12 protein-coding genes are annotated in these 15,156 nt (G+C 63.6%); 6 read left to right on the top strand and 6 right to left on the bottom strand.

Annotated features, from left to right (window positions below; all coding sequences use genetic code 11):
• Positions 1-411 precede the first annotated feature (411 nt).
• The 6 genes from glpT to tyrA all read left to right on the top strand — a co-directional run bounded on the left by glpT (position 412) and on the right by tyrA (position 8,430).
• Positions 412-1,767, top strand: coding sequence for a glycerol-3-phosphate transporter (gene glpT, locus BN1136_RS15130; RefSeq protein ID WP_043761624.1), 1,356 nt, complete (start codon positions 412-414; stop codon positions 1,765-1,767).
• A 101-nt stretch (positions 1,768-1,868) separates the two neighbouring features.
• Entirely contained in the window at positions 1,869-2,627 is a 759-nt protein-coding gene (locus BN1136_RS15135; RefSeq protein WP_042077039.1) for a DeoR/GlpR family transcriptional regulator, read from the top strand.
• A 487-nt stretch (positions 2,628-3,114) separates the two neighbouring features.
• Positions 3,115-4,602, top strand: a complete 1,488-nt coding sequence (gene glpD / locus BN1136_RS15140; RefSeq protein WP_043761619.1) for a glycerol-3-phosphate dehydrogenase — start codon at positions 3,115-3,117, stop codon at positions 4,600-4,602.
• Between the two features lie 102 nt (positions 4,603-4,704).
• Positions 4,705-5,784 carry a glycerophosphodiester phosphodiesterase gene (gene glpQ, locus BN1136_RS15145; protein WP_043761617.1) on the top strand — a complete coding sequence of 360 codons (1,080 nt, stop codon included), beginning with the start codon at positions 4,705-4,707 and terminating at the stop codon, positions 5,782-5,784.
• A gap of 362 nt (positions 5,785-6,146) precedes the next feature.
• The gene (locus tag BN1136_RS15150; protein WP_043761614.1) at positions 6,147-7,220 is read left to right on the top strand and encodes a 3-deoxy-7-phosphoheptulonate synthase; all 1,074 of its coding nucleotides are present in this window, start codon (positions 6,147-6,149) and stop codon (positions 7,218-7,220) included.
• 70 nt (positions 7,221-7,290) lie between these two features.
• Complete coding sequence (tyrA, locus tag BN1136_RS15155) at positions 7,291-8,430, top strand: bifunctional chorismate mutase/prephenate dehydrogenase (protein WP_043761611.1); 1,140 nt, start codon at positions 7,291-7,293, stop codon at positions 8,428-8,430.
• 87 nt (positions 8,431-8,517) lie between these two features.
• Here the strand turns inward: tyrA and hdfR are convergent, their stop codons facing one another.
• The 6 genes from hdfR to BN1136_RS15185 form a co-directional block, all read right to left on the bottom strand.
• Positions 8,518-9,408, bottom strand: coding sequence for an HTH-type transcriptional regulator HdfR (gene hdfR, locus BN1136_RS15160; protein ID WP_043761609.1), 891 nt, complete (start codon positions 9,406-9,408; stop codon positions 8,518-8,520).
• Positions 9,408-9,770: a MaoP family protein gene (locus BN1136_RS15165; protein ID WP_043761607.1), complete on the bottom strand. Its 363-nt coding sequence runs from the start codon at positions 9,768-9,770 to the stop codon at positions 9,408-9,410. The genes hdfR and BN1136_RS15165 overlap by 1 nt, the downstream gene beginning before the upstream one ends.
• 293 nt (positions 9,771-10,063) lie before the next feature.
• Positions 10,064-10,546 (bottom strand): serine protease inhibitor ecotin, encoded by a 483-nt coding sequence (eco, locus tag BN1136_RS15170; RefSeq protein WP_005328180.1) that lies wholly within the window; start codon positions 10,544-10,546, stop codon positions 10,064-10,066.
• Between the two features lie 192 nt (positions 10,547-10,738).
• A complete protein-coding gene (locus BN1136_RS15175) occupies positions 10,739-11,296 on the bottom strand; it encodes an Lcl C-terminal domain-containing protein (RefSeq protein WP_043761604.1) in 558 nt (185 codons plus the stop codon).
• Positions 11,293-12,660, bottom strand: a complete 1,368-nt coding sequence (locus BN1136_RS15180; protein ID WP_043761602.1) for an Lcl C-terminal domain-containing protein — start codon at positions 12,658-12,660, stop codon at positions 11,293-11,295. Before BN1136_RS15180 ends, BN1136_RS15175 begins: the two co-directional genes overlap by 4 nt.
• Positions 12,661-12,696: 36 nt before the next feature.
• On the bottom strand, positions 12,697-15,123 hold the full coding sequence (locus tag BN1136_RS15185; RefSeq protein ID WP_043761600.1) for a proprotein convertase P-domain-containing protein: 2,427 nt from the start codon (positions 15,121-15,123) through the stop codon (positions 12,697-12,699).
• Positions 15,124-15,156 lie beyond the last annotated feature (33 nt).

Consider the following 15,156-nt stretch of genomic DNA (forward strand, 5'->3'; position numbering starts at 1 on the left):
CCGAAAACGTTTCTTCTTGTTGTTTGAGCCTCCGCAAACGTTATGCTCGTTTGCGCTCGTTCTTGGACGAGAGAGAAAATAAACCTTCTGTGCCAATTCACCAGATCCCCGCCACCGGAAATGTGGGCAAGATCCCATTCATTGCTAAGAAAATGTGACGAAAAGCAACTGACAATGCACCAAATACTACTTAGGGAGTAGTTGAATCCCTTGATCGACGCGGGCTGGCACGCAATGAGCGATCACTCATTTAGTGATTTATTTTGTAATAAAACTGCAATAATTCCGTTCCCATCACAGATTAAATGCTCACATATGAGCACAATTGGCTCGCTTGCGAATGGGGACTCATCTGATCGCAGCGTGACCGGGGCACCCTCTACGCCCATAACAACAACAAGGAAGCAGAACATGCTTAGTCTCTTCAAGCCTGCCCCCCACATAGACAGGCTACCGGCAGACAAGATAGATCCCTTCTACAAGCGCCTGCGCTGGCAGGTGTTCTTCGGGATCTTCTTCGGCTATGCCGGTTACTATCTGGTACGGAAAAACTTCAGTCTGGCGATGCCCTATCTCATCGAGCAGGGCTTCTCCCGTGGCGATCTGGGTCTGGCCCTCTCCGGGGTCTCCATCGCCTACGGTCTTTCCAAGTTCCTGATGGGGAACGTGTCGGACAGATCCAACGCGCGCTACTTCCTCTCCGCCGGCCTGCTGCTCTCGGCCGGCATCATGTTCATGATGGGCACCATGCACTGGGCCACCTCCAGCATCGCCATCATGTTCGTGCTCCTGTTCCTGAACGGCTGGGTACAGGGCATGGGCTGGCCCCCCTGCGGTCGCACCATGGTGCACTGGTGGTCACAGAAGGAGCGGGGCGAAATCGTCTCGGTCTGGAACGTGGCCCACAACGTGGGTGGCGGCATGATAGGCCCGCTGTTCATCCTCGGCATGGGCTGGTTCAACGACTGGCGCAGCGCCTTCTATGTGCCGGCCGCCGCCGCTGCCGCCATCGCGGTGATCGCCTTCTTCGTGATGCGCGACACCCCGCAATCCGTCGGTCTGCCCCCCATCGAGGAGTACAAGAACGACTACCCGAAGGACTATGACGCCAGCCACGAACAGGAGTTCTCCGCCAAGGAGATCTTCATGAAGTACGTGCTGCACAACAAGCTGCTGTGGTACATCGCCATCGCCAACGCCTTCGTCTACCTCATCCGTTACGGCGTGCTGGACTGGGCTCCGACCTATCTGAAAGAGGCCAAGGACTTCAGCGTGGATCACTCCTCCTGGGCCTACTTCCTCTATGAGTGGGCGGGCATCCCGGGCACCCTGCTGTGCGGCTGGATCTCGGACAAGATGTTCAAGGGCCGCCGCGCCCCGGCCGGCATCCTGTTCATGGTGCTGGTGACTCTGGCCGTGCTGGTCTACTGGTTCAACCCGGCCGGCAACCCGACCATCGACATGATGGCCCTGGTCGCCATCGGCTTCCTCATCTATGGTCCCGTCATGCTGATCGGCCTCTATGCCCTGGAGCTGGCGCCGAAGAAGGCGGCCGGTACCGCGGCAGGCTTCACCGGGCTGTTCGGTTACCTGGGGGGCGCCGTTGCCGCCAACGCCATGCTGGGCTACACCGTGGACCACTTCGGCTGGGACGGCGGCTTCATGGTCTTGACCGTCTCCTGCGTGCTCTCCATCGTGCTGCTGGCCATGACCCTCAAGCACGAGAACCTTTCGATCGCGCACAAGGCCGCTGCCGATAAGGCATAAAACGTGATCCTGCCCTTATCGATCGGAAAAGGGATCAGGTAAACTGCCAAGGGCCCCGCACCTGCCGGGGCCTTTTTTCGTCTCATCTGCGGAGTGCAAGCGTGAAGCAAACCCAACGACACCTGGAGATCCTGGACGTGCTGACCCGACAGGGTTTTGTCTCGACCGACGATCTGGTGACCCATTTTGACGTCAGCCCCCAGACCATTCGTCGTGATCTGAACGATCTCGCCGAGCAGAACAAGATCCGGCGTCATCACGGCGGGGCCTCCCTCCATTCGAGTACCGTCAACACCGCCTACAGCGCCCGCAAGGTGATGCAGCTCAAGGAGAAGGAGCGCATCGCCCGGGAAGTGGCCGCCAACATCCCGGATGGCTCGTCCCTTTTCATCGACATCGGCACCACCACGGAGGCCATCGCCCGCGCCCTGCTGGATCACCGCGAGCTGCGCATCGTCACCAACAACCTCAACGTCGCCAGCATCCTGACCGCCAAGGATGATTTCACCGTCATCATCGCCGGCGGCGAGATCCGCAACCGGGATGGCGGCATCGTCGGGGAGGCGACCCGCGACTTCATCGGCCAGTTCCGCATGGACTATGGCGTCATCGGCATCTCTGGCATCGACAGCGATGGCTCCCTGCTCGATTTCGACTACCACGAGGTGAAGATCGCCCAGGCCATCATCGCCCACTCCCGCCAGGTATTCCTGGCCGCCGACCACACCAAGTTCGGCCGCAACGCCATGGTCAACCTCGGCAACCTCAGCCAGATCCACGCCCTGTTCACGGATCAGGAGCCGCCGGAGAAGCTGATGCGGCTGATGTCCCAGCACCAGATCGCCTGCCATATCTGCTGATATTTCCACTGCTCTAGCATCAGGCCGTCCTGTGGCGGCCGCTTTTTCCTCCCCATTGCACGCCTCGCCGCCGTTTCACGGCTGACTGATGGCCGCTCAGCGGCGCTAAACGCCCACTCCCCCCGCGCACCGGCTTGCGCTCCCAGGCCCGACTGACGGACTGCCGCCCACAGCGCTGAACACCCCATTCCTCCACACGCCTACCCGAACGCCATTCATCGAGTTGCGACTGCCGCCTGCAGCGTTGAACGCTCCACTTTCCCCACGACTTCCCCTACGCACCGAGCCGCACGCCAGACCCCGGCTTCCCGTGGACCCGGCCCCAGCACGGAGTTTCGTCACCGACTGGCAGCATTTTTAGCATTGCCAAAACAATCGCGATCACATTTCTCTCATGAAATGTTCGTTTAATGTTTTTTCATGCTCTAATATGAGCGAAATCAAACATTGCTGTCATAGCAAACACAAAATAAGAAAGTAGGTGAACATGAGCGAACATTATGATCTGGTCGTCGTCGGCGGCGGCATCAACGGGGTCGGCATTGCGGCAGATGCGGCGGGGCGGGGGCTGAAGGTGGCGCTGTTCGAGGCGAGCGATCTCGCCTCTGCCACCTCGTCCAACTCCAGCAAGCTGATCCACGGCGGCCTGCGCTATCTCGAACATTACGAATTCCGGCTGGTGAAAGAGGCGCTGGCGGAGCGGGAGGTGCTGCTCGGCATGGCGCCTCACATCGCCCGTCCCATGCGCTTTCGCCTGCCTCATCGCCCGCACCTGCGCCCGGCCTGGATGATCCGCGCCGGCCTCTTCCTCTATGACAACCTGGCCAAGCGCGACAAGCTCAAGGGCAGCTGCGGCGTGCGTTTCCTGCCGCAAGACGGCCTCAAGAACGGCATCAGCAAGGGGTTCGAATACTCGGACGCCTGGGTCGACGACGCCCGCCTGGTGGTTCTCAACGCCATGCTGGCCCGGGACATGGGCGCCGACGTGCAGACCCGCACCCGCTGCGTGAAGGCGGTGCGCGGCTCCAAGCATTGGACCCTGACGCTGGAGCGGGAAGGGGGGGAGCAGTTCACCGTCAGCTGCCGCGGTCTGGTCAATGCGGCCGGCCCCTGGGTCAAGACCTTCTATGACGAGAGCCTGCACGAGAAATCCCCGCGCGGTATTCGCCTCATCAAGGGCAGCCACATGATAGTGCCGCGCATCCACGAGCGCGAAGAGGCCTACATCCTGCAAAACGAGGACAACCGCATCGTCTTCGTCATCCCCTATCAGCAGGACTACTCCCTCATCGGCACCACGGACGTGGAGCACAAGGGGAGCCCGCGGGAGGCCAAGATCAGCGACGCCGAGATCGACTACCTGTGCAAGGTGGTCAACGCCCACTTCACCCGCCAGATCGCCCCCAAGGACGTGATCTGGACCTATGCCGGCGTGCGCCCCCTGTGCGATGACGAGTCCGACTCGCCCCAGGCGGTGACCCGGGACTACACGCTGGAGCTGTCCGGCGAGTCCGACGGCGCGCCGCTCTTGTCGGTCTTTGGCGGCAAGCTCACCACCTACCGCAAGCTGGCCCAGGCCGCCTGCCACAAGCTCAAACCCTGGTTCAGCCAGATGGGCGAGGACTGGACTGCCAGCTGCCGGCTGCCGGGGGGCGAGTTTGACTGCTCCACCACCGAGCTGGCCCGGGCCTACATGCTCGAATTCGAGTGGCTGGATGAGCGCAGCGCCCGCCGCATCGCCGAAGCCTACGGCAGCCATGCCCGGCTCTGGCTGAAGGAGGATCGTGGCCAGCACTTCGGCGCCGGTCTGTACGAATCCGAAGTGCGCTACCTCATCGCGCGGGAGTGGGCCCACTCCCTGGAAGACATCCTGTGGCGCCGCAGCAAGCTGGGGCTGCGCCTCTCCGAGGCCGAGCAACAGCAGCTCGCCGCCTGGCTGGCGGAGCACCACAACGCCCTGCCCAAGGCCAGCTGATGAATGACGGCGGGCGGCCTTTGCCGCCCGCCGTAAAACAGCAATAAACCTCTGCTATAACAATCACCTACACCAAATAAACAATAACAAAGAGAACCCTGAATGAAACAAACTCACCGTACCCTGGTGGCCCTTGGCCTCGGGATCGCCCTCGCATTGCCCGCACTTGCCGCCGATGAAGGCAAGATTGTCATTGCCCACCGCGGCGCCTCCGGTTACCTGCCCGAGCACACCCTGGAGTCCAAGGCCATGGCCTACGCCATGGGGGTGGACTACCTGGAGCAGGATCTGGTGATGACCAAGGATGACCAGCTGGTGGTGATGCACGATCACTTCCTCGACGGCATCACCGACGTGGCCGAGCGCTTCCCCGGCCGGGCCCGCCCGGACGGCCGCTACTATGTGGTGGACTTCACCCTGGACGAGGTGCGCTCCCTGCGCATGACCGAGCCGTTCCAGCTGGTGGACGGCAAGCAGGTGCCCGTCTATCCCGCCCGCTTCCCGCTCTGGAAGTCCAGCTTCAAGATCCACACCTTCCAGGAAGAGATCGAGATGATCCAGGGCATGAACAAGAGCACCGGCAAGAACATCGGCATCTACCCGGAGATCAAGGCCCCCTGGCTGTTCCGTCACGAGGGCAAGGACATCTCCAGGGCGGTGCTCAAGGTATTGAAGGAGTACGGCTACACCGGCAAGGACGACAAGGTCTACCTGCAGTGCTTCGATGCCAACGAGCTCAAGCGCATCAACAGCGAGCTGATGCCTGCCATGGGGATGGATCTCAAGCTGGTGCAGCTGATGGCCGAGACCGACTGGAACGAGACCATGGTCTACGACGCCAGGGGCAAGGCGACCCCCTATGACTACGACTGGATGTTCAAGCCGGGTGCCATGAAGACCATCGCCACCTACGCCGAGGGGATTGGCCCCTGGAAGCCCATGGTGGTGACCGAGCCAGGCACCCCGGGCAAGCCGGTCTTCACCGCCATGGTGAAAGAGGCCCACGCGGCGGGCCTCAAGGTACACCCCTACACCTTCCGTCAGGACGAGGGGCAGATCCCTGCCTATGCGAAAGACTTCACCGACCTGCTCAACATCTTCCTCTACCAGGCGGATGTGGACGGGGTATTCAGCGACTTCCCCGACAAGGCGGTCGAGGTGATCAAGGCGCACGGCAAATAATAAAAGAAGAGCGACACGGGAATGCAAGCGGGGCCAGGTGCCCCGCTTTTTTATGTCCTGCCGCTGTCATGGGGGGCTCATCGGCAGGACGTGCGGCCGTTGGGTGAGGCCTTGCTGTAGGCGATTGGAAATAAATGTTTACGAATTCTGGTTGTGAGAGGACTCCTGGACGCTATTTTCTGGCATTTGTGCGCGCCGCAGTGGTCATTTATCCATCTGTTGGTACATGATGCCGCTGGTTTCACTTGATTGTTTGTTTTTCCTTGGTAAGGTGGGGGCGGTTGCGTAACAAAGTGCTGACTTATGTAAACTAAAGTATACGGTCGGTGCCCTTGGCTTAATACAGTAGAGAGAATGAGAAAATGCAAAGAGATCCCCTGAACAACATCCATATCCAGTCCGAACAAGTGATGATCACGCCTGCCCAGCTCAAGGAGAAACTGCCCATCTCCGATCGTGCGCTGGCATTCGTGCAAGGGGCCCGCAACACCATCGCCGACATCATCCACCGTCGCGATCACCGTCTGCTGGTGATCTGTGGTCCCTGCTCCATCCACGACATGGACGCCGCCAAAGAGTACGCAACCAGACTCAAAGCGCTGCATGATGCCTATCAGGACTCTCTCTACATTGTCATGCGGGTCTACTTTGAGAAGCCGCGCACCACGGTCGGCTGGAAGGGCTTTATCAACGACCCGAACCTGGACGGCACCTTCGATGTGGAGCTGGGGCTGCACCGGGCCCGCGAGCTGCTCTGCTGGCTCGCCGAGCTGGAGCTGCCCCTGGCCACCGAGGCGCTCGACCCCATCAGCCCCCAATACCTGGCGGAGCTCTTCTCCTGGTCGGCCATCGGTGCCCGCACCACCGAATCCCAGACCCACAGGGAGATGGCGTCCGGCCTCTCCATGCCGGTCGGCTTCAAGAACGGCACCGACGGCAACCTGGGTACCGCCATCAATGCGTTGCAGGCGGCCTCCAGCCCCCACGCCTTCATGGGGATCAACCAGCAGGGCCAGGTTGCGCTGCTGCAGACCCAGGGCAACCCGGATGGTCACGTGATCCTGCGCGGCGGCAAGCACCCGAACTACGATTCGGTCAACGTGTCGCTGGCGGAAGAGGCGCTGGAGAAAGCGGGCCTGCTGCCCGGCCTGGTGGTGGATTGCAGCCACGGCAACTCCAGCAAGGATCACCGCCTGCAGCCCAAGGTGGCCGACAACGTCATCCACCAGATCCAGGAGGGCAACCGCTCCATCATAGGGGTGATGCTCGAATCCAACCTGTTCGAAGGCAACCAGTCCAGCGAGCAGCCCAAGTGCGACATGCGCTACGGTGTCTCCATCACCGATGCCTGCATCGACTGGGAGACCACGGACGCGCTGCTGGCCCGCTGCCACAGCCAGCTGGCGGCACCACTTTTGGCCAGAACATCGGCATAAGCCGTGGTATCTTGTGGCAACGTATTGATTCACAGGGCGCCGCCACGGGCGGCGCCGGCAGGGACTGGACATGGCTGAAGAGTTGAATGCCCTCAGGGACAAGATAGATGCGGTGGACAAGCAGCTGATCGATCTGCTGGCCGCCCGTCTCGCCCTGGTGGGAGAAGTGGGGGAAGTGAAGAGCCGGCACGGCCTGCCCATCTACGCGCCGGATCGGGAGGCGAGCATGCTGGCCCGCCGCCGTGCGGAGGCAGAAGTCCTGGGGGTACCCGGCGATCTCATCGAAGACGTGCTGCGCCGTGTGATGCGCGAGTCCTATATCCTGGAGTCCGCCAGCGACAAGGAGCACCACTTCAAGTGCATGAAGCCGGACCTTGGCAAGGTGGTGATCATCGGCGGTCAGGGCCAGCTCGGCCGCCTGTTCGGCAACCTGTTCAGCCTTTCGGGCTACCGGGTCGAGACCCTGGGTCAGGCCGACTGGCCGCGCGCCGACGAGATCCTGCGCGGTGCCGGGCTGGTGATGGTGGCCGTGCCCATCGACGTCACCTGCGAGGTGATCGACCGGCTCGGCAACCTGCCGGCGGACTGCCTGCTGGTGGACGTGACCAGCGTGAAGGCGGCGCCGCTCGAGCACATGCTGGCGGTCCACAAGGGCCCCGTGCTGGGGCTGCACCCCATGTTCGGGCCGGACGTGGCGAGCCTCGCCAAGCAGGTGATCGTCTGTTGTCAGGGGCGCGAGCCCGCGGCCAGTCAGTGGCTGCTGGATCAGATGACCATCTGGGGCGCCCGCCTGCAGCAGGTGGAAGCCAGGGCCCACGACGAGGCGATGACCTTCATCCAGGCGCTGCGCCACTTCGCCACCTTCGCCTACGGCTGGCACCTCTCCCGGGAGCAGGCCAACCTCGACCGCCTGCTGGCCTTGAGTTCCCCCATCTACCGGCTGGAGCTGGCCATGGTGGGACGGCTGTTCGCCCAGGATCCGCACCTCTACGCCGACATCATTCTGTCGTCGCCGCAGAACCTCGCGATGATCCGCCGCTACTACCAGAACTTCGGCGAGGCGCTGGGGCTGCTGGAGCGGGGGGACAGGGAAGGCTTCATCGAGGCGTTCTCCCAGGTCTCCGGCTTCTTCGGGGCGCGGGCGGACGAGTTCCTGCGGGAGAGCCGCACCCTGCTGGCTCAGGCCAACGATCGTCGTCATCACGGCTGAGGCCGTGCCGGATTCATGCAAAAGGGGCCTGTCGGCCCCTTTTTTCATGTGTTTTGCGTCGTACTCGGTAGGGAGACGCTGGTCCTGTCAGAGCGACGGGCTCGGCTCGGCGACGGGCAGGCGCAGATCGGCGTCATCCCAGCCAAGGGGCAGGGTGAGCAGCTGATCGATCAGCTCCCGGCGATCGGATTTCTCCAGATAGGCGAGGTAGAGCGGACGGCTCAGCGCCTGGCCTCCCTCCACCAGGTGAAGCCGTCCCTGCTCCAGGAAGGGGCTCACCATGCGCCGCGGCAGATAGGCGGCGCCACCGTTGGCCAGCACGAACTGCAGCGCCATGCTGGCGGAGCTCGAATGCAGCACCGGGGTCTTCTGCAGGCTCTGCAGCCGGCTCGACGGCGGCTCGAAGCTGGTGCCCCAGTCGAGGTGGATGTGGGGCATCTGCATCAGGCTGTCGGCACTCGCGGCCGGCTCCCGGCTCACCAGCTCGAACACCAGCTCGCCGATGGGGTGCAGGGCGATCTCGTCGATCTTGGTGGGCTCGGAGAGCAGGGCGAGATCGAGGGAGCGCTCCAGCAACTGGCGGCACAGGTGCTCGCGGGAGGCGGTCTCGAGCCGCACCGCAAGGCCGGGGGCCAGGGCATAGACATGATTGAGCCAGTCGTTGAAATCGAGCTCCCAGAAGACGGCGGGGGCACCGATGGCGAGCTGCTGGCTGAAACCGGGGGAGAGGGCCACGTCTTGCTTGGCACGGCCCAGGGTATGCAAGATGGCGTCTGCGTAGGGTAGCAGACGCTCACCGGAGGCGGTCAGGCGGATGTTGTTGCGATGGCGGGCAAACAGGCTGACCCCGAGTTGCTGCTCGAGCTGGCGGATCCGAAAGCTTACCGCCGATTGGGTCAGGTAGAGATTCTCAGCAGCCCGGCCAAAGTGCCGGGTCTTGCTGACCTCGATGAAAGTCCGAAGCAGCTCGGTATCCATTAATCGAGGGACTCGTCGCTGCCGCCACCGCCGCCGCCACCCTCATAGCTGCCACCCGCATCTTCATTGGCGCCGCCAGCGACGGTGCACAGACGGTGTACGCGCTTGGGACCAATCACCTTCAGGTACTTGAACCACACCTTGGCGTGGGGGTTGGTGCCGGCTGCGCCGGATTTGACCTGTTCGATAAAGGCACTTTCTACGTCATCGCGGGGAGCCTGGTTGCCCTGATAGAGCGCCAGCATCACGGTGCCGTATTTTTCCAGACTGTCCGCTTCGGCCACGGTGAATTCGCCACTGCGACGCAGGCCACGGGGAAAATGTTTGAAGTCGTTGAAACGCTTGTCTGATTCGAAGCTCATAGTGCTCTTGTTCTGGTTAGTTTGACCTTTGCGGGCAAGTATCATCAGGCCGTCGCAGAGTGCAAAATCAATTTTCTTACTATGTTAATAAATATCTTTTATCGAACGGGGTTTGTCCCATCCCGTACCGGAAATTTGCGGGGAGCAGCACAAAAAAGCCTGAAAAATAGTGGAGTTATGACACTTTTTGTACAGCAGAAAACGGCCATGACAGGGTCTGCAGGATAAAAATAAGGCGCCAAATGGCGCCTTATTTTGACTTCATGACGGAGCTGAACCTGAGAGTCGTGGACTCATTCAATCATGGCTGGCTGGGCCAGGTTGTCGGCGCGCCACAGGCGATAACGCACTTCATACTCCTGGGGCACATAGATGACGAAGGGCAGCTTGGAGTTGTAGTTCACGAAGAAGCCCTGGCCATAGATCTGGACGAAGCTCTCTTTCTTCTGGCCGTCCGGGCAGGCCATCAGGGTGCTGACGGGGCCGGAGACCTGACCCAGGGTCAGGTAGTTGTAGCCCCAGCCCTTGACGCTGTGCTGTTCCAGGTTACCGGCGAAGCGGGGCAGGTTGCAGTCGACCAGCATCTTCTTGCCCACTTGCAGCTCGACCATCATGTCGGCTTCGTTCTCGACTTCCGGCAGGCGGATCACGACACGTTCCTGGTTCACCTCGGCGGCAGGGAACATGCTGATATCAAATTTTTTCGGTTCGGCGGCGAAGGCATGGCCGCCCAAAAGCAAGGCGCCCAGCAGGCTAAAACGCAACACGGTTTTCATCTGTACCTCTTGGGATTGGTTCAACGCCGCTAGACTAACCGCTCTGCCGGTTTCGCGCCAGCGCTCAGGGGCGCAAAACCGGCCCTAACCGGCATGCAGTGACGCAATTTGATGCTTTTTTGACGGCTCGGGTCACAACGGGCCCGGTGCCGCAATGCTGACGGGGGCCCAAGAGACCCCCGTCTGACTCCTTCATCTCACCAGCAAGACCTGTTTCGCCCAGGCACCGGGGGCGCGCAGGCCGACGGAACCGCTGGTGATGTCGAGGTAGGCTACCGCCTTGCCCGAGGGGAAGGGGGTGGAAGACCAGAGATAGACGTAACCGTCGTTCACCTCCTTGCCGTCTCCGGCCATGGCGCGGGGGAAGATGGTCTCGTTCAATGCGGGCTTGTAGCAGGCGGACTCCAGCAGGCTGGCGAGCTCCTTGATGGTGGGCAGGCGCCAGTCGTTGTGGCCGCCGAAACCATGGAGCGCGTGACTCGGTTCGGTGCGGATCCGCTCGGCCGTCAGCAGGGCCTGTTGCCAGTAAAGCCGGGTCGGCTCACCGCTGCAGCTCTGGTCGCGCCAGGTCTGGCCGAGCTGGCAACGCATCCAGGTGAGGCCTGTGCCCCTGTCGGTGACGGTGCCGTTGCCGTGATCGAGGAAGCGGGAGGTGGGGCTGGTGCGGGGCAGGGTGTCGTCGCAGATGGCGATGGCCAGGGCCAGCGGGCTGCCGAGGCAGAGCAGCAGGGTCAGAAGATACTTGTTCATCGGGTTACCTCGGCCACCAGTCGCAGTTGCAGACCGTTGGCATCGTCGCTGTTTTGTACTGGGGTGGGGTAGTCGGTGCCGGCGTCGTCCCCAAGGAAGATCTGTGCGATGGCGCTCAGAGGGGCGCTCTCCAGCCGACGGGACGGGGTCAGGGTCTGGCTCCAGTAATAGCCATCGAAGCCATTGAGTCCGGTGCCGACATCGGGGAAGTAGTGCACATCCAGGGTGACGAGCTGGCCATCCTGGCGGGCGAGGGAGCCGTAGTGCTGCAGGCTCATCAGCTCACGGGCGTGGGGTAGGCGCCAGCTGGCGATGCCGCACAGCTGTTGGGCGTTGAGCCACTGACGGTACTGCTCCGTGGTGCAGATGGCCTCCCCCTCGGGGCAGGCGTAATCCCGCTCCTCCTGGGTCGGGTGGTAATGATCGAACTCCCAGGCGAAGGTGCGGTGCAGATCCCGCGGACTGTCCGGATCCGCCAGCTTCTTCTCCCAGACGAGGCCGGTATTGAGATCCTCCACGCAATCCCATTGAGCCGCGCTGTCCGGCAGGGGCAGGCCCCGGCCATCGAGCTTGCGATAGCGCAGCGGCGCCTGGCCAAGGCTGGCCTCCTGGCCCGGGTGATCGGCGGGTTCGTGCTCGAGCAGGTAGTCGACACCGTCGCTGTAGGTGGTGACGCCACTGGCGGTGACCAGCGCCCCGGGTTGCTGTTGCTGCAACACGGCGCCGAGTTCGGCCTGAAGGCTCAGCAACTCGGGGCTGGCGGCGAAATGCTGGCCGAGCGCGGGCAGCAGGGTGAGCAACCCCTGCCACACCTGGCGTTGACGTTCGTTGGCCGTGAGCCCGGGCAATGCGGTGTCGTCATCGAGGACGGCGAGGGCGAGCTCGCCGAGGGCCGCGTTGAAGTCCTGCAGTTGCGTCAGGGCGGCCAGATCCGTGCCGGGGTGAAGGGGCGCCAGGGCGAGCAGCAGTTCGGCCAGGGCCTGGGCCGGCGGCAGTCCGTCCGCGATGCGGGTCTGCAGCAGGGTGCTCAGGGGGCTGGGGGTGAGCGTCTGGTTGTCCTGGCGGGCAGCCGGGTGGCTTAAGGTCAGGGCGGCCGGATCCGCCGGGAGGAACAGCAAGGGGCTGGTCAGCAGGGCGGGGCTGCCACCGCTCAGGGAGCGGGGGCCTGCGTTGCCGCTGACGGCGGGCTCCTCGGCCTCGCAGCGGTCGTTCTGATTCAGGTTCACGCACAGGGTGCCCGCGGCGGGCAGGTTGACCGTCAGGCGGTAGTCCGGAGCGGCCAGGGGGGCTTCATCCGAACCGCCACCACAGGCACTGAGCAGGGGGGCCAGCAGGCAGGCGATCGGGGTCATTCTCATGGTCATGGGGTGTCCTTGGAGGGGCCTTGGCCCCTCTCTTCCTTATATATGGGTAGAGCCGTGGCGGCGAAGGCGGCGCCAGAGGGCCAGCGGCAGCAGCCAGAGCAGGCTGAAAGTGCCGCCGCCGCTGCTGTCCGAGGTGTCGAAGTGGATGATGCCGTCGTCGGGCACGGGGACGGGCTCACCGCATTGGGCGCCGATGCGCTGGCTGATGCTCCAGCCGTTGAGGCGGCCCCGGTGGCCCGGCTTGCTGTCCACTATCTCCAGGGTCCAGCGACCGGCCAGGGGTTCCCCTTCAAAGGCGCTGAAGGGTTGCAGGGGCAGCAGCTCGGTGGGGAAGACCCCCTTGAGCCGCGGCAGCGGGCTGTAGCCCTTGTCCCAGATCTGGACGCGGGTCCCGGCGGGGGAGTTGAGCCAGATCTCCAGCTCGTCCAGCGCCTCGTGTTGCAGATCCAGGGTCAGTTGCAGCCTGTCGTTCACACGGGCGTCACGGCTCTCCAGCAGCAGGCTGGCTTCGCTCAGCCCCCGCACTTCGTCACTTGTGGCGTCGCTCAAGGTCAGCGGCTGACCGTTGGCCCGGTGGATGACGGGGGTGCCGATGGGCAGGGTCAGGGACTGTTGCCACTGGCGCTCGGTCGGGCTGGTGCCGCTCATGGCGAGGCTCACCGGCAGTGCCACCTCGTCGCCACAGGCGAGCGGGCTCTCGGCCAGCAGACGCAAAGTGGTGGTCATGGTGGCGCCGGCGGCCAGGGTTGCCGGTTGCCAAGCATAGGGATCGGCCTGCAGCCCGGTTGGCAGCTGGAGGGCCAGGGCGTTCAGGGTCACCGGGGCCTTGCCCGGGTTGCTGAGGCTCAGTTGCACCGACTGGCGCTGGCCGAGCTCGATGGCGCTGCCCTCTGCCAGGGCGACCTGGATGGGGGCCTGGAGCAGGCCGTGCTGGCGGAAAGCCTGCTCCAGCAGCCGGGCATAGTGGCGGGTCGGGTAGAGGCGGGCCGCGGTATCCACGGTGACGCGGGCCAGCTGCGGCATGCGGATGGCCGGGCCCAGGCCGAAGTGGGACTCGATGACGAGGCGGTCAAACTCGTCTCTGGCCTCGTCGCCGTGCGCGGCCACCGCCGCCAGCAGGGCCTGGAACAGCGGGGTGCCCCAGAGCTGATCCCCGTTGCTGCCGTTGATGGTGCGGTGGGCCGGGTAGCTGTAGTCCGGGTGGTAGCGGGCGCGCAGATCGTCGAGCTGGCGCGGGGTGCGGTCGGTGAAGCGGGCATCCCAGTTGAACACCATGGCTGGCTCGAACTGGCGGCCTGTCTCGCTGCGCTGGCGGTGGCTGGCGGCCAGGTAGTCGCTGAAGCCCTCGCCGATGGCGCCCCAGTCCCCCTCTTCCCCGAGATCCGGCAGTATGTGGTGCTGCACCCCGTGGCCGAACTCGTGCCAGATGACCATGGGATCCTCGGCATCGGGCACGCCGCTGCGGCCGAGCTCCAGCCTGCGCTCGAACGGGTCGTAGAGGGAGTTGTCCTGATAGCCGGCATCGGTGTCGATGTCGAGGGCACCGGGAATGAGCTCGCCAAAGCCCAGCCCCTTGAGGTGGCGCTGGGCGAGATCCAGGTGGTAGTAGGCGTTGATGTCGGCAAAGCCGCGATCGTCCCGGATCAGGCGAAACGCCTGGGCATTGTCGGCACTGTAGGGGGCAGACTCGGGGGCCATGGCGTCCACCACCCGGGCATTGGGGCCGCTCAGCACATAGTGCCCCTCTATCAGACTGACCGGCAGGGGAACTTGGTTTTGATAGGCGGCATCCGCCAACTGCAGGGATTCGTGCCAGACCAGGCTGGCGTCCTGCAACTGGGTGCGGGGGTCGGGGTCGAACACCCGGGCCTGGACGAGGTGATCCCCCGTATCAGGAGCCCGCAGGGCCTGGGTGGTCGCCTGATCCCCGAGGCGGCCGAGCTCGCGCTCGCCGTCGCAACTGGCAAACAGCTGCACCTGGCTGGCCTTGGCGTTGCCCGCCTGGTGTTCGCGCACCCGCTGGCGCAGGGCGGGCACCAGGGTGTCGCCGTCACGCCAGTACCAGGTCTCGACCGGACCCAGGGTGTCGATCTCGCTGCCGCCGTCGCGCAGCTGGCCCAGCAGGGGATCCAGATTGCCGGAGGCGTCGCAGCCGGGTTCACTGCTCTGCAAAGGGCGCAGGTTGTGATAGAGGCGCCAGGGGCTGTCGGCCGTGTTGACGCTGACGGCGGCCTGGGTGGCGGCCACCGGCAGGCCGTTGACCCGCTGGCGGAAGCTGTAGTGGTGGCCGAGCAGACTGGCCCTGTCGTAATCGGGGGCCAGTGTCACGCCGAGGCGTGCCTCGAGCCAGGCCCGGGGCGTGGTGGAGAGGGGCGGTTCATCGACAAACTGCAGCTCGGCCGCCAGCAGCGGCTGGGAGAGCAGGGTAGCCGCCAGCCAGAGGGCCGGGGAGGACGATTTCATGAGTGACTCCAAGACAGAAGAAAATAGGGCTGG

This window comes from Aeromonas taiwanensis, from assembly GCF_000820165.1.
GTDB classification, from domain to species: Bacteria; Pseudomonadota; Gammaproteobacteria; order Enterobacterales; family Aeromonadaceae; genus Aeromonas; species Aeromonas taiwanensis.